This is a genomic window from Thalassospira lucentensis, assembly GCF_032921865.1.
Taxonomy (GTDB): domain Bacteria; phylum Pseudomonadota; class Alphaproteobacteria; order Rhodospirillales; family Thalassospiraceae; genus Thalassospira; species Thalassospira lucentensis_A.
This window is the reverse complement of record NZ_CP136684.1, coordinates 2,433,691-2,454,880: the sequence shown is the minus strand read 5'-3', so window position 1 is coordinate 2,454,880 and position 21,190 is coordinate 2,433,691. Positions and strand designations below refer to the sequence as shown.

Below are 21,190 nucleotides of genomic sequence, written 5' to 3'. Positions count from 1 at the left end.
ATAATTGGCCATTGCGGTCTATATAGAGCCTTCGGGGCACGCCCCGACACGTTCTGTATAGACGAAAGTCCAAGGTGGCAGATAGCCCTGAAAACGTAAGGGAAAATACTGTCACAAATGCTTTAACTTACAGGCGAAAATCGCCCGCATGGCCGAAACTGGCCGCCCGTCGCCCATCTGTTGCCATCCGGCACGCCCGCAAGGAGGTTTCATGACCGATCTGAGCAAAACCGACAGCCTGTTTTTCGCCAATGGCGACCTTGATCGCGACCGGCTTGAAAAGCAGGTTAATGATGCGCTGGGTACGGCGGAAGACGGGGAACTTTTCCTTGAATACCGGCAGTCCGAAAGCCTGACTTGGGATGATGGCCGCCTGCGCAGTGCCAATTTCGATACCGCACAGGGGTTTGGCCTGCGTGCGGTTGCCGATGAAGCCACCGCCTTTTCGCATTCCAACGAGCTTTCCAACGATGCGGTTGGCCGAGCGGCCGAGACCGTCAAGGCGGTTGGCAATGGCCGTTCGGGCAAGGTCGATCTGGGATCAATCGGCACCAATGTGTCGCTTTATTCCGATGTCAATCCGCTGGGCGAGGCAACGTTTGAGGCGAAGGTTGATCTGCTGGGCAAGATCGATGCCTATGCGCGCGCCAAGGACCCGCGCGTGGTGCAGGTTTCCGCATCGATTTCGGGTAACTGGCAGGCCGTGCAGATCTGGCGCAGTGGCGGGCAGCGGATTGGCGATATCCGCCCGCTGGTGCGGTTTAACGTTTCCGTCGTCGTCAAGCAGGGCGACCGCATGGAAACCGGATCGCATGGCCAGGGCGGACGCATTGGCTATGACGGGTTCTTTGAAGAAAAAAGCTGGAAATCGGCAGTTGACGAAGCATTGCGTCAGGCGACGCTGAACCTTGAATCGGTTGCGGCGCCTGCGGGCGAGATGACCGTGGTGCTTGGTCCGGGCTGGCCGGGGATTTTGCTGCATGAAGCCATCGGTCACGGGCTTGAGGGCGACTTTAACCGCAAGGGCACATCGGCCTTTGCCGGTTTGCTGGGCCAGCGGATTGCATCGCCGGGGGTTACGGTTGTTGATGATGGTACGATCCATGATCGCCGCGGGTCGCTTTCGATTGATGATGAAGGCACCCCGACCCAGCGCACGGTTCTGATCGAGGATGGCATCCTGAAAGGTTTCATGCAGGATCGCCTGAATGCGCGCCTGACCGGGGTGAAATCCACCGGCAACGGGCGGCGTCAATCCTATGCCCATGCGCCGATGCCGCGCATGACCAATACCTATATGCTGGGCGGTGACAAGGACCCGGGCGAAATCCTGGCGTCGGTCAAGAAAGGCATTTATGCGGTCAATTTCGGTGGCGGGCAGGTCGATATCACATCGGGCAAGTTCGTGTTTTCCGCATCAGAGGCCTATCTGATCGAAAACGGCAAGCTTGGCGCACCGGTCAAGGGGGCGACCCTGATTGGCAATGGCCCCGACAGCCTGACCAAGGTTTCCATGATCGGCAACGACATGAAGCTTGATGACGGGATCGGAACGTGTGGCAAGGATGGCCAGGGTGTTCCGGTGGGTGTTGGTCAGCCGACCTTGCGCATTGATGGCCTGACCGTTGGTGGCACGGCCGTTTAAAGGCCGGATATCATGTTAATTTCAAAGCCTGCTTGCGTTAAACCGTAAGCAGGCTTTTTATTTGCCCATCGCCACCATTGATAACGAGGCCCCGATGAATTTTTCGTCTGATAACGTGTCGCCGATCTGCCCGGAAATCCTTGCCGCGATTGCCGAGGCCAGCGATCCCGCCCTGCCCTATGGTGCGGACGCGGCAAGCCAGCAGCTTGATCAGGCGTTTTCGGACCTGTTTGGCAAAGAGGTTGCCGTGGTGCCGGTGGCGACGGGGACGGCGGCCAATCTTGTCGGATTGTCGGCACTGGTGTCGCCATTTGGCGGGGTGGCCTGCCATCATCAGGCACATATCAACCGGACGGAATCGACCGGGGTGGCATTTTATGGCAACGGGGCGAAGCTTCTGACCATGGACGGGCCATCGGCGAAGCTGTTGCCCGAAACGCTTGATGCGTTTTTAACCCGCGAAAACACCCATGGCATGCATTCGGTTGATCCGGAATGTGTGGCCATCACGCAGGCGACCGAATTCGGCACGATCTATGACGTTGATGAAGTTCAGGCGATTGGGAAGGTCGCCAAGGCGCATGGCATGAAGTTTTTCATGGATGGGGCGCGATTTGCCAATGCCATTGCCGCCCTTGGCTGCCATCCCGCTGATATCACCTGGAAGGCGGGGCTTGATGTTTTAAGCTTTGGCGCCACCAAGAACGGGGCGATGGCGGTGGATGCGATCATCCTGTTTGACCCGTCGCTGCGCGCAAGGGTCGAAAAGGCGCGCAAACGCGGTGGGCATCTGTTTTCCAAACATCGTTATCTGGCAGCACAGCTTCTGGCCTATGTGAAGGATGATCTTTGGCTGCGCAATGCGCGCCATGCCAATCAGGCCGCAAGCGCCCTTTGCCAGTCGCTTGAAACACTTGGTGCGCGGGCGGCCTTTGCCCCGCAGGGCAACGAGCTGTTTGTGCATATGGATGATGATCTGGCGGATCGGTTGCGCAAGGCCGGGCTGGTCTTTCGGCCATGGCCCGCGGTCGGGCCGGATGCGTTTCGCTTTGTTAGCGGCTGGAACAGCCCGATTGAGGCAATCCGCGCATTACCGGAAACACTATAGGCATCATTGCCATTCGAACGGATCGCGTGTGATAAAGGTTGGTCAGGTTGCGGGGCAGTCCCCGAAGCCTATGGACGCCACCACAAGACACGGACCCGTTCGATGAATTTTGCCTCTGATAATGTATCGCCCCTGTGCCCGGAAATCCTGAGTGCGCTGGAACACGAAGCCTATGGCAATGCACCGGCCTATGGGGCAGATGAAACCAGCCGTCAGCTTGACGCGGCCTTTTCCGAATTGTTCGACCGTGAGGTCGCGGTTGTTCCGGTCGCCACCGGGACCGCGGCAAACTGCATCAGCCTGTCGGCACTGGTATCGCCGTTTGGCGGCATCGTCTGCCATCACGAGGCCCATATCAACGAAGATGAAAGCACGGGCGTTGCGTTCTTTACCGGCGGGGCGAAGCTGATGCCGGTTGACGGCCCGGCGGCAAAGCTTGAAGCCGACAATCTGGATGCCTTTCTGGCAAGCCGGGTGGATCGTGGGGTGCATTCGGTGGCCCCGGAATGCGTTGCGATCACGCAGGCGACCGAACTGGGCACGGTTTACACCGCCGATGAGCTCGCCGCCATTGGCGCGATCTGCAAAAAGCGCGACCTGCGGTTTTTCATGGATGGGGCGCGGTTTGCCAATGCGGTTGCCCATCTGGGCTGCCACCCGGCGGATATCACGTGGAAGGCTGGCGTTGATGCGATCAGCTTTGGGGCGACCAAAAACGGTGCGCAGGCGGTCGATGCGATTGTCCTGTTTGATACGTCACTGCGCGGCAGGGTCGAACAGGCCCGCAAACGCAGCGGACATCTTTATTCCAAGCATCGTTATCTGGCATCACAGCTTCTGGCCTATGTGAAGGATGATCTTTGGCTGCGCAATGCGCGCCATGCCAACGGGGCGGCCAGAACCCTTTGTGACATGCTGGTGTCGCATGGGGCGACTTTGGCGCATGCGGCCGAGGGTAACGAGCTTTTTGTGAAGCTTGCGCCGGAGCTTGCGCAACGGATGCGTGATGCCGGGGCGCTGTTTTATCCGTGGCCGTCATTGGGGGCGGATATTTACCGATTTGTGACGGCGTGGAACACGGATATCGCGCAAATCAGTGAACTTAATGATCGCATTACGCGCAATTGACCCGTGTAAGTGGTTCAGCAATCAAACGAATCTAGAAATTTCAAGAAGATAGATCGGACGGAAAAGCACGTTAGCTTTATGTGTTTTTCCATTCGGTCATCAGTAGCCCCGAAAAAAATGCACGGCTCCCATACCCGATTGTGGGGGACAATTTCATAAAAATAACAGACACTTGACATAAATTCATCATTCATCCGATCAGGTCGTCCTACGTAGAACCCCGCAGGAAACGTTGACGATACGCAGAAACCCTGATTATTTTCCCTCGTCGATTGCCAACATAACTGTTGGATCGGGTAAACCCGCCCGACCCTTTGCACAAATTGCAATGCATGAGCCGTTCAAGGCCAGCAGCCACCCGTGCAAATTGTTTGGGCCAGCCTTGAGGGAGGCATCTTATATGAAAGCGAATTTCGTCAAAGCGGCGATCGGTGCAGGTCTGCTTGCAGCGACTGCGCTTGCTGCTCCGACTGCCGCTTCGGCAAAAACCCTGGTTTATTGCTCGGAAGGAAGCCCGGAAGGCTTCAACCCGCAGCTTTACACCGCGGGTACCACCTTTGACGCCACCTCGCGTCAGGTATTCAACCGTCTGGTACAGTTCAAGCGCGGTACGACCACCATCGTTCCGGGCCTTGCAACCAGCTGGGACGTATCGGCCGATGGCACGGAATACACCTTTAACCTGCGTAAAGGCGTTAAATTCCAGACCACCGATGCCTTCACCCCGACCCGCGATTTCAACGCAGACGACGTGATCTTCTCGTTCCGTCGCCAGTGGGACAAAGATCATCCGTACCATGCGGTTTCCGGTGGCGGTTACGAGTATTTCAACTCGATGTCCATGGGCGAACTGATCAAGGACATCGTCAAGGTTGACGATTACACCGTCAAATTCGTTCTGAACCGTCCGGAAGCACCGTTCATTGCCAACATGGCAATGGATTTCGCATCCATCCTGTCGGGTGAATATGCCGATCAGCTGATGGCTGCCGGTACGCCGGAACAGATCGACCTGAACCCGGTCGGTACCGGTCCGTTCCAGGTTGTCCAGTATCAGAAAGATGCGGTCATCCGTTACAAAGCGTTCCCGGAATACTGGGAAGGCAAGGCACCGATTGATAACCTGATCTTTGCCATCACCCCGGACAGCACGGTTCGTTACCAGAAGCTGAAAGCCGGCGAATGCCATGTCATGCCGTACCCGAACCCGGCTGATCTGGAAGCGATGGAAGCCGATGGCGACATCAACCTGATGAGCCAGGAAGGTCTGAACGTCGGTTATCTTGGTTACAACACCAAGAAAGAGCCGTTCACCGATGCACGTGTCCGTAAGGCACTGAACATGGCGATCAACAAAGCCGCCATCATCGAGGGTGTTTATCAGGGTGCAGGCGTTGCCGCCAAAAACCCGATTCCGCCGACCATCTGGTCGTACAACAACGATACCGTTGACGATCCGTATGATCCGGAAGCAGCCAAGAAATTGCTGGCAGAAGCCGGTTATCCGGATGGTTTCACCACCGATATCTGGGCCATGCCGGTACAGCGTCCCTACAACCCGAACGCACGCCGTATGGCTGAACTCGTTCAGGCTGACTGGGCCGCGATTGGCGTGAATGCCGAAATCGTTTCCTACGAGTGGGGCGAATACCTTGAGCGCACCAAAAATGGTGAACAGGGCAGCTTCATGCTCGGCTGGACCGGCGACAACGGTGACCCCGACAACTTCCTTGCTGTTCTGCTGGGTTGCGATGCCGTTGGCAGTGCAAACCGTGCACAGTGGTGCAACGAGGAATTCGACAGCCTGATCCAGCAGGCGAAAACCACTTCGGATGTTCTTGAACGTACCCGTCTGTACGAAGAAGCCCAGACCGTCTTCAAACGTGAAGCACCGTGGGCAACCATCGCGCACTCGATCGTTTTCGAACCGATCCGTAACGAAGTTGTCGACTACAAGATCGATCCGTTTGGCGGTCACATCTTCTACGGCGTCGATATCAAAGAATAAGACGCCCCTACACCTTGCCGAAGAGGCCCGGTTTTCCGGGCCTCTTTGCAATTCCGCAATAGAGAGAGATGTCCGCCCGCAGGCATTGCGCGCGGATGCTAAAAAGGCCCAATGGCATGCTAGGTTTCCTTTTACGCCGTTTGGGTGACGTCATACCGACCTTCTTTGGCGTTACCATTCTGGTGTTTCTGATGATTCACCTGATCCCGAGCGACCCGATCCAGATGCGAGCAGGCGAGCGCAGTATCAGTCCCGAACGATACGCCGAACTGCAAAAGGAATATGGTTTCGACAGACCGCTTGTCGTTCAGTATTTCGACTATCTTGGCGGCGTTTTGCAGGGTGATCTTGGTGAATCCTTCGTCACCAAGCGTCCGGTGATCGAAGAATTCGCGACCCTGTTCCCGGCAACGATTGAACTTTCCATCGCGGGGATATTGTTTGCGATCATTGTCGGTCTGCCATTGGGGGTTATTGCCGCGATCAACAGGGGAAAGTGGCTTGACCACCTGACCATGAGTTTATCGCTGACAGGATATTCAATGCCCATCTTCTGGTGGGCGCTGTTGCTGATCATGTTCTTTTCGACGACGCTTGGCTGGACCCCGGTTTCCGGTCGCCTGTCGATCATGTATTACATCGAGCCGACCACCGGTTTCATGCTGATCGACACATTGCTCAGCGATGAAAAAGGCGCGTTTATCAGTGCGCTCCGTCATCTGATCCTGCCAACGATTGCGCTTGGCACCATTCCGATGGCCGTGATTGCGCGTATGACACGCTCCTCGATGCTTGAAGTTCTGGGCGAGGAATATATCCGTGTTGCGCGAGCCAAGGGCCTGGCCCCGATGCGGGTGATCATGGTCCATGCGCTTCGCAATGCCCTGATCCCGGTTATTACGGTGATCGGCCTTCAGGTCGGCGTGCTGTTTGCCGGTGCAATCCTGACTGAAACCATTTTCTCGTGGCCCGGTATTGGCAAATGGATTGTCGAGGCGTTGAACCGCCGCGATTACCCGACCATCCAGGGCGGCATCCTGATGATTGCCTTCGTGGTTATGGGGGTCAATCTGTTCGTCGATCTGATGTATGGGGTGATCAATCCCCGCATCCGGCACAAGCGTTAAGGGGGCACGGGAAATGACAAACCAGAATACCCAATCGACCACCCCCGAAACGGCAGCAGCCGAAGTGGTGGCCGTCGAGGACCAGAAGATCAATCCGCCCAGCCCGTTTATGGAAACGTGGAATTATTTCCGCAAGAACCGCGGTGCTTATGTCGGGCTGATCGTCATCTGCTTTATCCTGTTCATGGCGGCATTCGCCCAGTGGATCGCACCATTTGATCCGATTGCACAGGACCGCACCGCGTTCCTGAAACCGCCGATCTGGATGGAAGGTGCCGACCCGCGCTATATCCTTGGCACCGACGCGGTTGGCCGCGACATCCTGTCGCGCCTGATCCATGGTGCGCAGCTTTCGGTGACCATCGGCGTGTTCGTCGTGATCATTTCGATGATCGCCGGTATCGTTCTTGGACTGGTTGCCGGATATTTCCGCGGCTGGATCGAAGTCGGCATCATGCGCATGATGGATACCATGCTGGCCCTGCCCAGCCTGATCATGGCGATGGCGATTGTCGCGATCCTCGGCCCGGGGCTTGAAAACGCCATGCTGGCGATTGCGATTGTCCAGTTGCCGCATTATGTGCGCCTGTCGCGTGCATCGGTGGTTTCCGAACTGAACAAGGAATATGTCATCGCATCGCAGATTGCCGGTGCCGGTCATATCCGCCAGATGTTCGTCAATATCCTGCCGAACTGCATGGCACCCCTGATCGTTCAGGGCACATTGGGTATTTCAAGTGCCATCCTTGATGCTGCGGCCCTTGGCTTCCTTGGCCTTGGCGCACAGCCGCCGCTGCCGGAATGGGGCACCATGCTGGCCGAAGCCCGCGAATTCGTGGGATCGGCATGGTGGGTGATCACCTTCCCCGGCCTTTGCATCCTCGTCACCGTGCTTGCCTTCAACCTGATGGGTGATGGTCTGCGCGATGCCCTAGATCCCAAGATGAAGCGGTAAGTCATGGCTCTTCTCGAAGTTAAAAACCTGACAGTCGAGTTCGGCTCCGAAGACCGGCCGTTCCGCGCTGTTGATAATGTAAGTTATTCCGTTGATCGCGGCGAAGTCCTTGGCATCGTTGGTGAGTCGGGTTCGGGTAAATCCGTATCCTCGCTTGCCGTTATGGGCCTGATCGACTTCCCCGGTCGTGTTACCGCCGACAGCCTGACCTTTGATGGTCAGGACCTGCTGACGATGTCGCCCGGCAAGCGCCGTGCGATTACGGGCAAGGATATCGGCATGATCTTTCAGGATCCGATGTCGGCGCTTAATCCGTGCTTTACGGTTGAAGCCCAGATCATGGAAGCCCTGAAAGTCCATGAGGGTGGGTCGAAAAAGGAGCGGCGTGAACGTACGCTTGACCTTCTGAACCAGGTTGGCATTCCCGATCCGAAATCACGCATGACCGCCTATCCCCACCAGCTTTCGGGCGGGATGAGCCAGCGTATCGTGATTGCGATGGCGATTGCGTGCAATCCGCGCCTGCTGATTGCCGATGAACCGACCACCGCCCTTGACGTGACCATTCAGGCCCAGATCATCGACCTGCTGCTGAAATTGCAGGACGATAGCGACATGGCCCTGATCCTGATCACGCACGATCTGGCACTGGTATCGGAAGCGGCTGATCGCATTCAGGTGATGTATGCCGGCCAGCTGTTTGAAAGTGGCCCGGCTGACAGCATCTTTGCCGCCCCGCGCCATCCCTATACCCAGGCGTTGCTTGAGGCATTGCCGGAACGTTCCGAAGGCCATGATCGCCTGCGCACCATCCCCGGTGTGGTTCCGGGCCAGTATGACCGCCCGGCGGGCTGTCTTCTGGCGCCGCGTTGCCGTTATGCCAATGATCGTTGCGTTGTCGAACGCCCCGATGTTGGTGCTTATAACGGGCGCGATGTGCGTTGCTTCTATCCGCTTGACGACCACGGCCAGCCAACCGGCCAAACAACCGGCCAGACAACCGGGGAGACCGTGTAATGAGCTTCCTTGATGCAAAACCCGGTGTTCCGCTGCTGGAATCCGATGATCTTGTCCGTCACTACGAAGTCAGCCGCGGCCTTGGCAAACCCAGTGCGATGGTCAAGGCGCTTGATGGTGTTTCCTTTACGCTCGAAGCCAAGAAGACGCTGGCGGTTGTTGGCGAGTCCGGTTGTGGCAAGTCCACGCTTGGCCGTCAGCTCACCCTGATTGAAAAGCCCAGCGCAGGCGGGCTTAAAATCAACGGCGAAGCGGTTGGTGATCTGAGTGACAAGGAAGCGAAACTGTTCCGTCGCACGGTTCAGATGATCTTCCAGAACCCTTACGGGTCGCTGAACCCGCGCAAGAAAGTCGGTCAGATTCTTGGCGAGCCGGTGTTGCTTAACATGGATCTGGGTCGCAAGGAGCGCGAGGAACGTGTGCGCGAAACCATGGCCAAGGTTGGCCTGCGCCCCGAATTTTACGGGCGCTATCCGCATATGTTCTCGGGCGGGCAGCGTCAGCGTATCGCGATTGCGCGCGCGCTGATCCTTGAACCGAAAGTCATCGTCGCCGATGAACCGGTTTCCGCCCTTGACGTGTCGGTCCAGGCACAGGTTCTGAACCTGATGATGGACCTGCAGGAAGAGATGAATGTCGCCTATGTCTTCATCTCGCACGATCTTTCTGTCGTTCGCCATATTGCAGATGACGTCATGGTGATGTATTTGGGGCGCGTCGCTGAAAAGGGACCGACCGAAGAAATCTTTGCCAAACCGCTGCATCCCTATACAAGGGCGCTTCTGGCATCGGCACCAAAGATCGATCCGGCGCATCGCGTCAAGGCAGAGCCGCTTAAAGGCGAACTGCCTTCACCGATCAATCCGCCGTCGGGCTGTGCGTTTCATAAACGCTGCCCGTTCGCGACCGACCATTGCGCACAGGTTCGACCTGAATTGCGCATGTATGAAGGCCGCGAGGTGGCTTGCCATCGGGTCGAAGAAATCGCCTGAAAACAGGCGATCGCCCGGATATCCGGGTAGACAAGGGAGCAAGGGGGCGCGCTTTAACAAGCTGCGCCCCTGAGCCTTTCAGGGTCACAAGAAAGCCTGCAAAGGCTTTGCTGGCTGTATGCGAACTCCGAGAACAAAACTCAGCCCAAGAATGTTTCTTCGTGCGTGGCCTGATATTGCTGTATCTCGCTTCTCATCCTGCCTTGCCAGTTATGCACGAAGTCTGAAACCTCTGACGTTTCAAGATGGGCTTTCAGTGACGATTGATCGCGCCAACGTTCGGCAATCACGAGACGCCCCGGGCATGCCGTATCAGGATTAACCGCATAAAAAAGACAGCCTTTCTCGGGCTTTGCATTACGCGCGATCACCTGAACGTCGGCGATGAACTGATCAATTTCAGGTGGATCAACATGAATGTGCCCCATCAGAATGATCATGTCATTCCACCACGAGCACGATCTTGCCCTGAATGTGCCCTTTGGCCGCACGTTCATGAGCCTTGCGGGCATCGGCAAGCGGGTATGTGCTGTCGAGCACGACGCGAAGTGTGCCGTCACTCAGCAGACCGGCAAGCTCCGCCAATTGATCGCCGTTCGAGCGAACCTGCGTTGCCGATACCGTGATGCCAAGCTTTTCGGCTTCTTCGTGACTGGAAAAGCCCAGCGGGAACACCGGGAAAAGGGCACCACCCCGTTTGATCGTGGGCAGGAAACGCCCGGCGGTCGGTCCGCCAAGGGCATCAATCACAAGATCAAGATCCCGCACGACGTCTTCGGGTGGCGTTTTCGTATAATCGATAAACTCGTCAGCCCCCAAGTCGCGCAGAAGCGCCTCGTGCTTGTCCGACGCAACCGCGATGACCCTGGCACCTTTGAGCTTTGCGACCTGCACGGCAAAATGCCCAACACCACCGGCAGCGCCATTCACAAGAACGGTTTTTCCCGAAAGTTCAACCGGCTTATGCTGATAGGACTGAAGCGGATTTGGTTCGTTATGTCCCAGATCAACCAGGAACTGCCACGCGGTCAGAAGCGACATGGGTGCCGCCGCCGCATGCACATGATCAATCCCGACCGGCTTGGGGGCGGCTTCCGATGCAGGGACCGTGACATATTGTGCATAGGCCCTGCTTCCCCCGGCAAGCCCGGACGGGAAACGAACCATGGCGTAAACGTCGTCTCCTGGCGCAAAGCCGGTAACATCATCGGCAACGGCGTCAACGACACCTGATATGTCGGTTCCAAGTATCACCGGGAAAGATATTTGCGGCTGCCATTCCGGCGGCAGCATCCTGTAGCCATCACGCAAATACCAGTCGGGCGGATTAATCCCGACCGCGTGCACCCGGACCCTTATTTCACCCGGTTCCGGATCAGGTATCGGCGCGTCCTCGTAGCGCATGACCTCGGGTCCGCCGAACGCGTGCTGACGGACCGCCTTCATTGTCTTTGTCATTACGGCTTCTTCTTTCATCGCATATGTGCTATCCACAATCGGAGCACTGATCCGCATTTATGGAGCAGTGCTCCGTTTGTCAAGAGGAACATATGCGCGCCGACGCAAAGAAGAACTACGAACATCTGCTTGCCACCGCACGGGAGGTTGTCAAAGACCAGGGTGCGGAAGCATCTTTGCGCGACATCGCCCGCAAAGCCGGGGTGGGACTTGGTACGCTGTACCGACATTTTCCAACGCGCGAGGCACTGCTTGAAACTCTGCTGCGCGAGAGCTTTGACGGGCTGAAAGAATCAGCGCGCGAACGCGAAACCGCAAGTTCGCCGGATGATGCGCTGGTATCGTGGTTACGTGATCTTGTTGCGTGCGCGAACGACTATCGCGGTGTCATTGCCGCGATGGTGGCCGCCATTGAGGATGAAGAGTCCGCTCTTCATGCGTCGTGCGTTACCATGAAAGCCGCGGGGACAAGGCTTCTTGTCCGGGCGCAGGAAAAGGGCGTTGCACGCACCGACATCGATGGCGGTGACCTGTTCGCGATGGTGGGTGCACTTGCCTGGCTTGGCGATCAGCCATCATCAGCACCACGTGCGGATCATCTGTTCAATGTCATCACCAGCGCCATCCTGAAGAAGTGATGGCCGGGACCATCACATCCGCAAAGCAAAGCGGATCAGGCGTTACTGCGCGTCCGATCCGTCAGGGCCAGCAGCACCCCTGCGGCGATCAGAAGGCTGCCGCTGATGCGGTTAAGCCAGCGCATGTGACGGGCGGAGCGGATCAGCCCCTTTACCTGCCCGCCGACAAGACCGTATCCGAGAAGGACACAGGCCTCCATCGCGATGAAGGTCACGCCCATGATCGCGAATTGCGGGCCGTATGAATCGGCCTGATCAAGGAATTGCGGAAAGAAGGCGGTAAAGATCAGGATCGCCTTGGGATTGCCAATCGCCGTCAGGAATTCCGTCCGGGCCAGTGACATCGCACCGGGATGGGCGACAAAACCGACGCTATCACCGGGAATCTCGGGCTCCGCAACTTTGGTTCGCCAGCTTTTGAGACCCAGATAAACCAGATAGACCGCCCCACCCCACTTGATGATCATGAAGGCGGTTTCGCTGGCGGCAAGCACCACGCCAAGCCCCATGGCCGTCACAACGATCATCAGGGCAAAAGCCAGCAGACGTCCCGCCCCGCCGATGGCGGCCGATGCAACGCCGTGACGCGCGCCATTGAACATCGCGAGAAGATTATTCGGTCCGGGGGCCATCGAAAGCGCCAAGGCAGCGCCGGAAAACAGCAACCATGTATCAAGCTGCATTTGGGGAAGTCCTGTGAAAAATGGGTGACCGGCTGATTGCGCCCGAAATTCAGTCGCGCGTCAAGGCGGCAATCATGGTTGCCGCAGCCGGCCATTTCGACGAAAGGTCCGCCCGTTTGCCCATCGCGAAATCGGCAAAGTCAAAACCGGGTGCCACCGTACAGCCCAGAAGGGCAAATTTGCCACCTTGTTTCAGGCGCGCCCCCTGCCAGACATTTTTCGGCACGATCATTTGCGGTTTCTGCCCCGCCAGCAGGTCATTGCCGATTTCAACCAGCCGGTGGCTGCCATCGGCATACAGTTGGAGCTGTTCGACCGGATCGCCAAGGTAATGGTGGAAAATCTCGTCACTGGTCAGGATATGCATGCCCGAAAAGGTATCGGGCGTCAGCAGGTAATAGATCGCGGTCCCCGTTGATCGCACGCCAAGATACCGGTTGCCCGGATTGCAGGTTTCCAGCGCGCGGAATGTTTCGGCGTAAAAGCCGCCTTCGGGATGGGGTTGCAGGCCGAGTTTTTCAATCAGGTTTTCAATGGTGATATCGCGGGACATGGCGCACTCCCTGCATGGGATGGATGATGGCCGACCATCATGACAAAAAAGGGGAACGGTGCAAACCGTTCCCCTTGGTATTTTCTGTATCTGTCGATCGATGGATTGGCAGAACAGGACCTAGTGGCCCTTGTGTTCCTGATCGCCCATTTTCATGTCGCCGTGATCCATACCGGCATCGCCGTGCGGGCCTTTGGACATTGACCCCATCACATCAATGGTCACCGGTATGTCGCCCGCCTTTTCGAAGGTCAGCGTTACGTCGATTTTTTCACCTTCGACGAGCGGCTTGTGCAGGCCGATCAGCATGACGTGATAGCTGCCCGGTTTGAACATCAGTTCACCATGCATCGGCACATCGATCCCGCCTTCGACCGGGCGCATCTTCATGACGTTGTTTTCCATGATATGCGTGTGCAGTTCGGTTTTATCGGCCAGATCGGATTTCACCCCGACAATACGGTCTACCATGCCGGTATTTTCGACCGTCAGGAAGGCCGCGCCATTCGGCACCTTGCCAAGCGATGCCTTGGCCCAGGCATCCCTGATTTCGATATCAGCAGCGAACGATTGAGTGGCGGCAAACAGACCGGCCAGGGTCGCAATAACAGCAAACAGTTTTTTCATGATCTTTGTTTCCATCCTTGTCCGGTGTGGATTGGTTGCATCACACCGGTGATTTGATTTCGGGTGTATCGGGAAATCAGATGGAATGCGGGGGTGCGCGGGAATAGCGCGTACGCGGCACGATGATCGTGGCGGCAAGCAGGCGGGCTTGCGCGTATTCGGCATCATGGATGATTGAAACCGGCGCGCCAAACGGCACGTCCAGACTTGCCATCGCCCCATGATGGGACGCGCATAGCGAACAGAAACCATGACCGGCAGAATGCCCGCCGGAATTTTGTGACGCGCCGTCGGGGCCGACGTCGCCAAACGATACTGCGCGCACCCCATCCGCCGTGCAGATGAAAATCAGATCGCCACCGGGTTCGGCATTGGCCCCGGTAATGGCGGTTAACCCGCCACCACTGGCACCGCCATACATCGCGCTTACGAAACCCGACTGCGTCACCCCGGTCATCAGGATGACGAATGCCAGCATCCAGACGCGCAGGAGTTTGCCCGCAGCCCGGATATTCACATGTGACAGCATCGGTTTGGTACGAATACGCATGGATTGGGTATGCCTGAATTTACCCCCCGCGACAATGAGATATATCATTGCCGCAGGATGACAATTGGGGCACGATCACCGCCGAAAAAGCTGATCCAGGCTGATCGAAAGGATACGTTTTTGCCCTACGCGATGGCTGTTCCGATATCCCTGCCCCATCCTGCAATGGTCGATGCCGATTGGGCGGACAGTTTTGCGATCACGATTGACGATCCCGACATCACCCCCGAACGCGCCGCGCAAAAGATCATGGATGGCAGGCCGGTCTGGATGGGCTATCTGCTGGCGTTGCGCAATGCGATGGTCCGGCCATTGGGGCTTAAAACCGCGCCCGAACCGGACGCCGATGTCATCGGCCTTTTCCCGGTGATTGAGCGCGGGGACGATTTCATCGTGCTGGGCATGGATGACAGGCATCTTGATTTTCGCCTGACGGTCGAGGTCGAAAAATTCCAGTGCGGGCAAACGGTGATCCGGTCCAGCACCCTGATCCGGCGGCACAATATGCTGGGCCGGATGTATCTTGGCACCATCATGCCGTTTCATAAGGCAATCGTGCCCGCGATGCTGAACGGCGCGTTCGCATCCCGATAGGCGGATAAAGAACGGGCCGGTCAAAACCGGCCCGCATCATCACATCAAATCAGATCATATCGCGTGCGCGGACCAGCTCATCGAACTTCGCCCCGTCAAGGAAGCCGAGCGCAATGGTTGCTTCCTTAAGGCTGCTGCGATCCTTGTGCGCCTTTTTGGCGACGGCGGCGGCATTGTCGTACCCGATATGCGGTGCAAGGGCCGTCACCAGCATCAGGCTTTGTTCGACATAGTGATCGATTTTTTCCTGATCGGCTTCAAGACCGACAACACAGTTATCGGCAAAGCTGACCGAGGCATCGGCAATCAGGCGGATCGATTGCAGCAGGTTATAAATGATCACCGGTTTGAACACGTTCAGATCCAGATGACCGTTCGAACCGCCGACCGTGACTGCCACATGGTTGCCGATCACCTGAGCGCAGACCATGGTTAGGGCTTCGGCCTGGGTCGGGTTGACCTTGCCCGGCATGATCGATGATCCCGGCTCGTTCGCGGGCAGGACCAGTTCACCAAGCCCGCAACGCGGGCCGGACCCCAGCAGACGGATATCGTTGCCGATCTTCATCAGCGACGTCGCCAGAACGTTCAGTACACCCGACATCTCGACACAGGCATCATGGGCGGCAAGGGCTTCGAATTTGTTGGCCGCCGTTTCGAATTTAAGCCCCGTGATCGTCGAAACCTGTTTGGCAAATTCGACGTCAAAACCCTTTGGCGCATTCAGGCCCGTACCAAGGGCAGTCCCACCCTGCGCCAGTTTGCGAAGCCGGACCAGTGCATCATCAATGCGATCAAGGCCAAGGGCGATCTGGGCGGCGTAGCCCGAAAATTCCTGCCCCAGGGTCAGCGGCACAGCATCCTGCATATGGGTGCGGCCGATTTTGACGATATCGGCAAAGGCCTTGACCTTGGCATCCAGTGCACTTCGAAGATGGGCAAGAGCCGGTTTGAGGCATTCTTCGATCTCGACCACGGCGGCGATATGCATGGCCGCCGGGAAACTGTCATTGGATGACTGGCCGCGATTGACATGGTCGTTGGGATGGACCGGATCACGTTTGCCCATCGGCTTGCCAAGGATTTCGCAGGCCCGGTTGGCGATGACCTCGTTGGCATTCATGTTGGTCTGGGTGCCACTGCCGGTCTGCCAGACGACAAGCGGGAAGTGATCCAGCAGCTTGCCATCGGCGACTTCGCGCGCGGCGGCCTCGATTGCCTCGGCAAGGTTCGCATCCAGATTGCCAAGGGCAGCATTGGCGCGCGCGGCAGCCAGTTTCTGTATCCCGAACGCCCGGATCAATGCATCGGGCATCCGTTCGCCGCCAATGCGGAAATTCTGTTTTGATCGCTGGGTCTGCGCCCCCCAATACCGGTCCGCGGGCACATCGATGCTGCCCATGGTGTCCTGTTCGGTGCGGGTGGTCACTGGATTGGTCACGATAGAAATCCTCCGTGTCAGAAAGCATACTGACCGGGGCGGGAACCCGGCTGGCAATTACGTTTTGCCGATCCCGAATATGGGCGCAAATGATCGTTCGCGCAAAGTCACTGTGTTGAAAAAATGCAGTTTTATCGCCAGCGATAAAATATCAGCCGGCGATTGCCCCCTGATCTGCGGAAACATTGTCCTGCCATGCGACAATCTGAACGCCGATGCGATCCAGATGGGACAGCAGTTTTTCAGGCGGCAAACGATCCGTGATCACCCCGGTCAGGGCTTCAAGCGGTGCGATGTTTTCAAGGTAACGCTGATCGAACTTGGTGTGATCGACCATCAGCCAGGTTTCATCGGACCGTTCCATCATGGCGCGTTTGACCGCAACCGCCCGACGGTTAACGTCACTGAACCCCTGCCATGCAACACCCGATGCGCCGATAAAGGCCTTGTTGGCGTGGAAACGGCGCAGGAATTCAATCGTATCATTGCCGTAGACCGCATTTTCGCGCGGATCGAACTGCCCCGGACACATGATGACATCGTCAATAACCGCCTGTTCGCCCATGCCATGCACCACTGCATAGCAATTGGTCAGAACCGTGCGCCGCAATGCGCCGGGATTCTGGGCCATATAGGGGGCAAGCTGGCTGACGGTGGACCCGGCATCGATCATGATCACATCACCCGGCCGGATCATGTTGCCCGCCATGATGCCGATCCGTTCGAACCCGGCAACCGCGGTCATCTGGCGCTGGGCCAGATCGGGCTGATGGCCCATGGGCTGTGCGGATGCACCGCCAAATTCACGTTTGATCAGGCCATCGTCGCTTAGCGCGTCGAGATCACGGCGAATTGTTTCAGTTGCCACATCGAATCGTTCCGCCAATGTGGCAACTCTCACATGCGGATGAATTTGCAGTTCCTGAAGAATGCGCTGCTGCCGTTCCTTTTTTCCGATACGCAAAGAGCCTCTCTCCCCTGAATAGCCTAGCCCGCACCACTTTTGGATAAGGTTAGCAGTTATTTTTGTAACCGATTGTTACAGTTTTATGTTGCTTTTCAAACTTTTTGCCACTTTATAATGTTGATAAAAGCAACAACAAAAACAACAAAACCACATTTAAAACCGGCATTAAGCCCGCGTTTACAGGGAAGAAAGGTTCTGTCTCATGTTTTCACATGCGAAAAAAATGGACATTTTGAAAGTTTCTACGCTGCTTGCCGCCATCGGCATGATGAGCTTTGGCAGCAGCACGGCATTTGCACAGGCCGATGATTGCATCGCACGTGGCGATCTTGATCAGATGTATTGCGACATGGATGGCGATCTGGTTGCCGATGCACCGCCCGCCGATCAGCAGGTTGACCCGGACACCCTCGTGTTTGCCTATACCCCGGTCGAAGACCCGGCGGTTTATGCCGATATCTGGCAGCCGTTCCTTGAACATCTTGAAAAAGTAACCGGCAAGGACGTTCACTTCTTTGCGGTTCAGTCGAACTCGGCCGAAGTCGAAGCCATGCGTAGCGGCCGCCTGCATGTTGCCGGTTTCTCGACCGGTCCGACCCCGTTTGCAGTTAACCTTGCCGGTGCGGTTCCGTTCGCATTGATGGGTGGCGATGATGGCCGTTTCGGTTACACGCTGCAGCTTTATACCCGCGTTGACAGCGGCATCGACAAGATCGAGGACCTGAAGGGCAAGCGCGTTGCGCACACCTCGCCGACATCGAACTCGGGCAACCTTGCACCGCGCGCACTGCTTCCGGGTCAGGGCATCGTTCCGGAACAGGATTACGAAGTCGTCTATTCCGGTTCGCACGATCAGTCGATCCTGGGCGTTGTTGCCGGTGACTATGACGCAGCACCGGTTGCATCCGAAGTCGTCGAACGCATGGTCCAGCGCGACCTTTATGATCCGAACGAAGTCAAAATCATCTATGAAAGCAAGCCTTTCCCGACCACTTCGTTCAACTATGCCTATAACCTGAAGCCGGAACTGATCGAAAAGATCAAGGAAGCCTTCTTTACCTTCGACATGAAGGGCACCGCCCTTGGCGAAGAATTCAAAGGCGTATCGAAATTCGTTCCTGTCACCTACCAGAAAGACTGGGACGTTATTCGTGAAATCCAGGCTGCCAACGGCGTGAAATACACCCCGGACAACCTGAAGTAATCCCTTCTTTCAAACTGCTTCTGCCGGGATCGGTTTTCGATCCCGGTAGTCTTTTTTCAAGGTATCGTGATGCTGCGTATCAAAGATCTGGTCAAACGCTATGGCAAGGATGAGGCTGTTCTGAAGGACCTGAACCTTGAGGTTCCCGGCGAAAGCGTCGTTGCCATCATTGGGGCATCGGGTGCGGGTAAAAGCACGCTTTTGCGCTGTATTAACCGTCTGGTCGAACCGACATCGGGCTCAATTGACCTTAACGGCACCGAACTGACGACTTTGTCCGGCGGCGATCTGCGTCTGGCGCGTCGCCGTATCGGCATGATTTTTCAGGGTTTCAACCTGATCAACCGTTTGACGGTTATGGAAAATGTTCTGTCGGGACGGTTGGGATATGTTCCGGCCTGGCGCGCCATGACGCGCAATTTCCCCCAAAGCGACATTGATCGTGCGTTTCAATTGATGGAACGTGTCGGCATTGCCCATTATGCCAACAAACGCGCCGATGAATTATCGGGCGGCGAACGCCAGCGCGTCGGCGTGGTTCGCGCCTTGATGCAGGAACCCGAAATCCTGCTGGCCGATGAACCGACGGCGTCGCTTGACCCCAAAACATCCCGACAGATCATGGAATTGCTGCGCGCACTGGCATCCGAGCTGCACCTGCCGGTCCTGATCAATATCCACAATGTCACCGAGGCCAAGGAATATACCCAGCGTATCGTCGGCATGCGGTTTGGCCGCATCATCTTTGACAGTGTGCCGACCGATCTTACCCAGGATGCCATGGATGAAATCTATGCCGGGGTTCCGGCAGAAGAACGTGGCGAAACCGGCGATCCGGAATCCCTGCGCGAGGTTGTATCGCAATGACCAGTTCCGTTGAAAAAACAACGGGCCATCGCACATGGAAAAAGCCGCCCTTTATCGCCAATCCGGCGATACGCTGGGCGATCATCCTTGGCGTATTGGCCTATGTCGTGTGGGCGGTCACCAGCCTGCCGTTTAACTGGGAACGTATTCAGGAAGGCATTCCGCGCGCCATCCGTATTTTCAAGGGCGCCTTTCCGCCGGACATGATCCGGGGTGAACTGGTGCTGCAGGGCTTTCTTGAAAGCATCAAGATCGCCATCGTTGCAACCCTTGCCGGTGTGATGCTGAGCGTGCCGATTGCCTTTGCCGCCGCATCCAATATTGCGCCCAAATGGCTCTATAACGTCGGGCGAGCCACGATCATTATCGCGCGCAGTTTCCATCCGGTGATCGTTGCCATCCTGTTCGTCAAGGCGGTCGGTTTTGGTCCGCTGGCGGGGATTCTGACCCTGACGATCTATTCCATCGGCTTCGTTGCCAAAATGCTGGCCGAGCGGATCGAGGAAATCGACTGGGGCCAGGTTGAAGCCATCCGGGCGGCCGGGGGCGGGACATTCATCACCATGCTTTATGCCGTGATCCCGCAAATCATGCCCCGCCAGATCGGTCTTTCGATCTATCAGCTTGACAGCAACCTGCGTGCATCTGCCGTGGTTGGCATTGTTGGCGCGGGCGGGATCGGATCGACCCTGATGAATGCGTTTCGGCGCTATGACTATGACTTCGCGCTTGCGATCACGCTTTGCATTATCGGCGTCATCCTGATCAGCGAAGCCATAAGCGGCCGGATCCGGAGGAACATATGGTAACGACAACAAAAAATGCCGGGCCGGACGCCATCGCCGAACGCGAATGGTCACGCTATACCCCCAAACAACGCTGGCTGCGCTTTGCCATGTATGGCGGCGTGGTTCTGGCAACGGTCTGGTCGCTTTCGACGATCAACATCATCTGGCCGTGGCTTTGGGATGCCCCGAAACAAATGGGCGATCTTTTTTCGCGCATGTATCCGCCATCCCTCAATGATTGGGAAATGATCGCCATCACGTTGCTTGAAACCGTCAATATTGCGACGATTGCAACGTTCTTTGCGGTGTTCCTTTCATTGCCGATTGCCCTGATCGCGGCCCAGAACACCACGCCCAACAAGCTGACCCTGTGGATTGGCCGGTTTATTCTGGTGTCGTCGCGGTCGGTCAATACCATCATCTGGGCGCTGCTGTTTGTTGCGATTTTCGGCCCCGGCGTGATGGCCGGTATTCTTGCGATCATTTTCCGTTCGATCGGTTTCATCGGCAAATTGCTGGGCGAGGCGATCGAGGAAATCGACCGGGCCCCGATCGAGGCGCTTGAGTCCGTCGGTGCATCGCGGTTCAAAATCCTGATTTACGGGGTTGTGCCGCAGGTCATGCCGACTTTCTTTGCGGTGTCGATCCTGCGCTGGGACATCAATCTGCGCGAAAGTACGGTTCTGGGTCTGGTCGGGGCCGGCGGGATCGGTATCGTCCTGCAAGGCGCGATTGACACCTTTGCCTGGCAGACGGTTGCCACCATTCTTCTGGCGATCATCGGTCTTGTGATCGTGGGCGAGGCTCTGGCGGCCTGGCTGCGCAAAAAGGTGATCTGAC

22 protein-coding genes are annotated in these 21,190 nt (G+C 56.8%); 14 read left to right on the top strand and 8 right to left on the bottom strand.

Annotated elements, in window-relative coordinates; translation table 11 throughout:
- The first annotated feature begins 211 nt into the window (after window positions 1-211).
- The 8 genes from tldD to R1T41_RS11870 all read left to right on the top strand — a co-directional run bounded on the left by tldD (window position 212) and on the right by R1T41_RS11870 (window position 9,980).
- Entirely contained in the window at window positions 212-1,645 is a 1,434-nt protein-coding gene (gene tldD, locus R1T41_RS11905) for a metalloprotease TldD (protein WP_317337220.1), read from the top strand.
- A 94-nt stretch (window positions 1,646-1,739) separates the two neighbouring features.
- Entirely contained in the window at window positions 1,740-2,753 is a 1,014-nt protein-coding gene (locus R1T41_RS11900) for a threonine aldolase family protein (protein WP_317337218.1), read from the top strand.
- Window positions 2,754-2,855: 102 nt separating this feature from the next.
- Complete coding sequence (locus R1T41_RS11895) at window positions 2,856-3,881, top strand: threonine aldolase family protein (protein WP_317337217.1); 1,026 nt, start codon at window positions 2,856-2,858, stop codon at window positions 3,879-3,881.
- Window positions 3,882-4,281: 400 nt separating this feature from the next.
- On the top strand, window positions 4,282-5,889 hold the full coding sequence (locus tag R1T41_RS11890) for an ABC transporter substrate-binding protein (protein ID WP_037991195.1): 1,608 nt from the start codon (window positions 4,282-4,284) through the stop codon (window positions 5,887-5,889).
- Between the two features lie 116 nt (window positions 5,890-6,005).
- Entirely contained in the window at window positions 6,006-7,016 is a 1,011-nt protein-coding gene (locus R1T41_RS11885) for an ABC transporter permease subunit (RefSeq protein WP_037991198.1), read from the top strand.
- A 13-nt stretch (window positions 7,017-7,029) separates the two neighbouring features.
- A complete protein-coding gene (locus R1T41_RS11880) occupies window positions 7,030-7,971 on the top strand; it encodes an ABC transporter permease subunit (protein ID WP_037991200.1) in 942 nt (313 codons plus the stop codon).
- Between the two features lie 3 nt (window positions 7,972-7,974).
- A complete protein-coding gene (gene dppD / locus R1T41_RS11875) occupies window positions 7,975-8,988 on the top strand; it encodes a dipeptide ABC transporter ATP-binding protein (protein WP_097051092.1) in 1,014 nt (337 codons plus the stop codon).
- Complete coding sequence (locus tag R1T41_RS11870; RefSeq protein ID WP_317337214.1) at window positions 8,988-9,980, top strand: peptide ABC transporter ATP-binding protein; 993 nt, start codon at window positions 8,988-8,990, stop codon at window positions 9,978-9,980. The genes dppD and R1T41_RS11870 overlap by 1 nt, the downstream gene beginning before the upstream one ends.
- Window positions 9,981-10,120: 140 nt before the next feature.
- Here the strand turns inward: R1T41_RS11870 and R1T41_RS11865 are convergent, their stop codons facing one another.
- Complete coding sequence (locus R1T41_RS11865; RefSeq protein WP_317337213.1) at window positions 10,121-10,420, bottom strand: putative quinol monooxygenase; 300 nt, start codon at window positions 10,418-10,420, stop codon at window positions 10,121-10,123.
- 1 nt (window position 10,421) lies between these two features.
- Window positions 10,422-11,438 (bottom strand): NADP-dependent oxidoreductase, encoded by a 1,017-nt coding sequence (locus tag R1T41_RS11860; protein ID WP_317337212.1) that lies wholly within the window; start codon window positions 11,436-11,438, stop codon window positions 10,422-10,424.
- Window positions 11,439-11,530: 92 nt separating this feature from the next.
- Here R1T41_RS11860 and R1T41_RS11855 point away from each other — a divergent pair, with 92 nt between their 5' ends.
- Entirely contained in the window at window positions 11,531-12,076 is a 546-nt protein-coding gene (locus R1T41_RS11855; protein ID WP_062951476.1) for a TetR/AcrR family transcriptional regulator, read from the top strand.
- A gap of 35 nt (window positions 12,077-12,111) precedes the next feature.
- Here the strand turns inward: R1T41_RS11855 and R1T41_RS11850 are convergent, their stop codons facing one another.
- The 4 genes from R1T41_RS11850 to R1T41_RS11835 all read right to left on the bottom strand — a co-directional run bounded on the left by R1T41_RS11850 (window position 12,112) and on the right by R1T41_RS11835 (window position 14,489).
- Window positions 12,112-12,759, bottom strand: a complete 648-nt coding sequence (locus tag R1T41_RS11850) for a LysE family translocator (protein ID WP_317337211.1) — start codon at window positions 12,757-12,759, stop codon at window positions 12,112-12,114.
- A gap of 49 nt (window positions 12,760-12,808) precedes the next feature.
- Window positions 12,809-13,312, bottom strand: coding sequence for a cupin domain-containing protein (locus tag R1T41_RS11845; protein ID WP_062951474.1), 504 nt, complete (start codon window positions 13,310-13,312; stop codon window positions 12,809-12,811).
- A 120-nt stretch (window positions 13,313-13,432) separates the two neighbouring features.
- On the bottom strand, window positions 13,433-13,939 hold the full coding sequence (locus tag R1T41_RS11840) for a copper chaperone PCu(A)C (protein ID WP_317337209.1): 507 nt from the start codon (window positions 13,937-13,939) through the stop codon (window positions 13,433-13,435).
- 76 nt (window positions 13,940-14,015) lie between these two features.
- The gene (locus R1T41_RS11835) at window positions 14,016-14,489 is read right to left on the bottom strand and encodes a DUF2946 family protein (protein ID WP_317337208.1); all 474 of its coding nucleotides are present in this window, start codon (window positions 14,487-14,489) and stop codon (window positions 14,016-14,018) included.
- 120 nt (window positions 14,490-14,609) lie between these two features.
- Here R1T41_RS11835 and R1T41_RS11830 point away from each other — a divergent pair, with 120 nt between their 5' ends.
- Window positions 14,610-15,083, top strand: a complete 474-nt coding sequence (locus R1T41_RS11830) for a DUF2867 domain-containing protein (RefSeq protein ID WP_170954067.1) — start codon at window positions 14,610-14,612, stop codon at window positions 15,081-15,083.
- Between the two features lie 49 nt (window positions 15,084-15,132).
- On the opposite strand, the gene fumC is transcribed toward R1T41_RS11830, so the two are convergent.
- Complete coding sequence (gene fumC, locus R1T41_RS11825) at window positions 15,133-16,524, bottom strand: class II fumarate hydratase (protein WP_317337206.1); 1,392 nt, start codon at window positions 16,522-16,524, stop codon at window positions 15,133-15,135.
- A gap of 151 nt (window positions 16,525-16,675) precedes the next feature.
- Window positions 16,676-17,488, bottom strand: a complete 813-nt coding sequence (locus tag R1T41_RS11820; protein WP_114111612.1) for a DeoR/GlpR family DNA-binding transcription regulator — start codon at window positions 17,486-17,488, stop codon at window positions 16,676-16,678.
- 226 nt (window positions 17,489-17,714) lie between these two features.
- On the opposite strand from R1T41_RS11820, the gene phnD reads away from it, so the two are divergent.
- The 4 genes from phnD (at window position 17,715) to phnE (R1T41_RS11800) (ending at window position 21,189) form a co-directional block, all read left to right on the top strand.
- Window positions 17,715-18,695 (top strand): phosphate/phosphite/phosphonate ABC transporter substrate-binding protein, encoded by a 981-nt coding sequence (gene phnD / locus R1T41_RS11815; protein WP_231858195.1) that lies wholly within the window; start codon window positions 17,715-17,717, stop codon window positions 18,693-18,695.
- A 69-nt stretch (window positions 18,696-18,764) separates the two neighbouring features.
- The gene (gene phnC / locus R1T41_RS11810; RefSeq protein WP_062950602.1) at window positions 18,765-19,562 is read left to right on the top strand and encodes a phosphonate ABC transporter ATP-binding protein; all 798 of its coding nucleotides are present in this window, start codon (window positions 18,765-18,767) and stop codon (window positions 19,560-19,562) included.
- Window positions 19,559-20,371 (top strand): phosphonate ABC transporter, permease protein PhnE, encoded by an 813-nt coding sequence (gene phnE, locus R1T41_RS11805; RefSeq protein WP_317337205.1) that lies wholly within the window; start codon window positions 19,559-19,561, stop codon window positions 20,369-20,371. Before phnC ends, phnE (R1T41_RS11805) begins: the two co-directional genes overlap by 4 nt.
- Entirely contained in the window at window positions 20,365-21,189 is an 825-nt protein-coding gene (phnE, locus tag R1T41_RS11800; RefSeq protein WP_062950608.1) for a phosphonate ABC transporter, permease protein PhnE, read from the top strand. The genes phnE (R1T41_RS11805) and phnE (R1T41_RS11800) overlap by 7 nt, the downstream gene beginning before the upstream one ends.
- Window position 21,190 lies beyond the last annotated feature (1 nt).

Excerpts from the sequence above, each read along its gene's own strand:
- R1T41_RS11840 (WP_317337209.1), bottom strand. The coding sequence starts at position 13,939 with ATGAAAAAACTGTTTGCTGTTATTGCGACCCTGGCCGGTCTGTTTGCC.
- R1T41_RS11890 (WP_037991195.1), top strand. The coding sequence starts at position 4,282 with ATGAAAGCGAATTTCGTCAAAGCGGCGATCGGTGCAGGTCTGCTTGCA.
- R1T41_RS11855 (WP_062951476.1), top strand. The coding sequence starts at position 11,531 with ATGCGCGCCGACGCAAAGAAGAACTACGAACATCTGCTTGCCACCGCA.
- tldD (WP_317337220.1), top strand. The coding sequence starts at position 212 with ATGACCGATCTGAGCAAAACCGACAGCCTGTTTTTCGCCAATGGCGAC.
- R1T41_RS11865 (WP_317337213.1), bottom strand. The coding sequence starts at position 10,420 with ATGATCATTCTGATGGGGCACATTCATGTTGATCCACCTGAAATTGAT.
- phnD (WP_231858195.1), top strand. The coding sequence starts at position 17,715 with ATGGACATTTTGAAAGTTTCTACGCTGCTTGCCGCCATCGGCATGATG.
- R1T41_RS11870 (WP_317337214.1), top strand. The coding sequence starts at position 8,988 with ATGAGCTTCCTTGATGCAAAACCCGGTGTTCCGCTGCTGGAATCCGAT.
- R1T41_RS11860 (WP_317337212.1), bottom strand. The coding sequence starts at position 11,438 with ATGACAAAGACAATGAAGGCGGTCCGTCAGCACGCGTTCGGCGGACCC.
- dppD (WP_097051092.1), top strand. The coding sequence starts at position 7,975 with ATGGCTCTTCTCGAAGTTAAAAACCTGACAGTCGAGTTCGGCTCCGAA.
- phnE (WP_317337205.1), top strand. The coding sequence starts at position 19,559 with ATGACCAGTTCCGTTGAAAAAACAACGGGCCATCGCACATGGAAAAAG.
- R1T41_RS11895 (WP_317337217.1), top strand. The coding sequence starts at position 2,856 with ATGAATTTTGCCTCTGATAATGTATCGCCCCTGTGCCCGGAAATCCTG.
- R1T41_RS11845 (WP_062951474.1), bottom strand. The coding sequence starts at position 13,312 with ATGTCCCGCGATATCACCATTGAAAACCTGATTGAAAAACTCGGCCTG.
- R1T41_RS11885 (WP_037991198.1), top strand. The coding sequence starts at position 6,006 with ATGCTAGGTTTCCTTTTACGCCGTTTGGGTGACGTCATACCGACCTTC.
- phnC (WP_062950602.1), top strand. The coding sequence starts at position 18,765 with ATGCTGCGTATCAAAGATCTGGTCAAACGCTATGGCAAGGATGAGGCT.
- R1T41_RS11850 (WP_317337211.1), bottom strand. The coding sequence starts at position 12,759 with ATGCAGCTTGATACATGGTTGCTGTTTTCCGGCGCTGCCTTGGCGCTT.
- phnE (WP_062950608.1), top strand. The coding sequence starts at position 20,365 with ATGGTAACGACAACAAAAAATGCCGGGCCGGACGCCATCGCCGAACGC.
- R1T41_RS11880 (WP_037991200.1), top strand. The coding sequence starts at position 7,030 with ATGACAAACCAGAATACCCAATCGACCACCCCCGAAACGGCAGCAGCC.
- R1T41_RS11900 (WP_317337218.1), top strand. The coding sequence starts at position 1,740 with ATGAATTTTTCGTCTGATAACGTGTCGCCGATCTGCCCGGAAATCCTT.
- R1T41_RS11835 (WP_317337208.1), bottom strand. The coding sequence starts at position 14,489 with ATGCGTATTCGTACCAAACCGATGCTGTCACATGTGAATATCCGGGCT.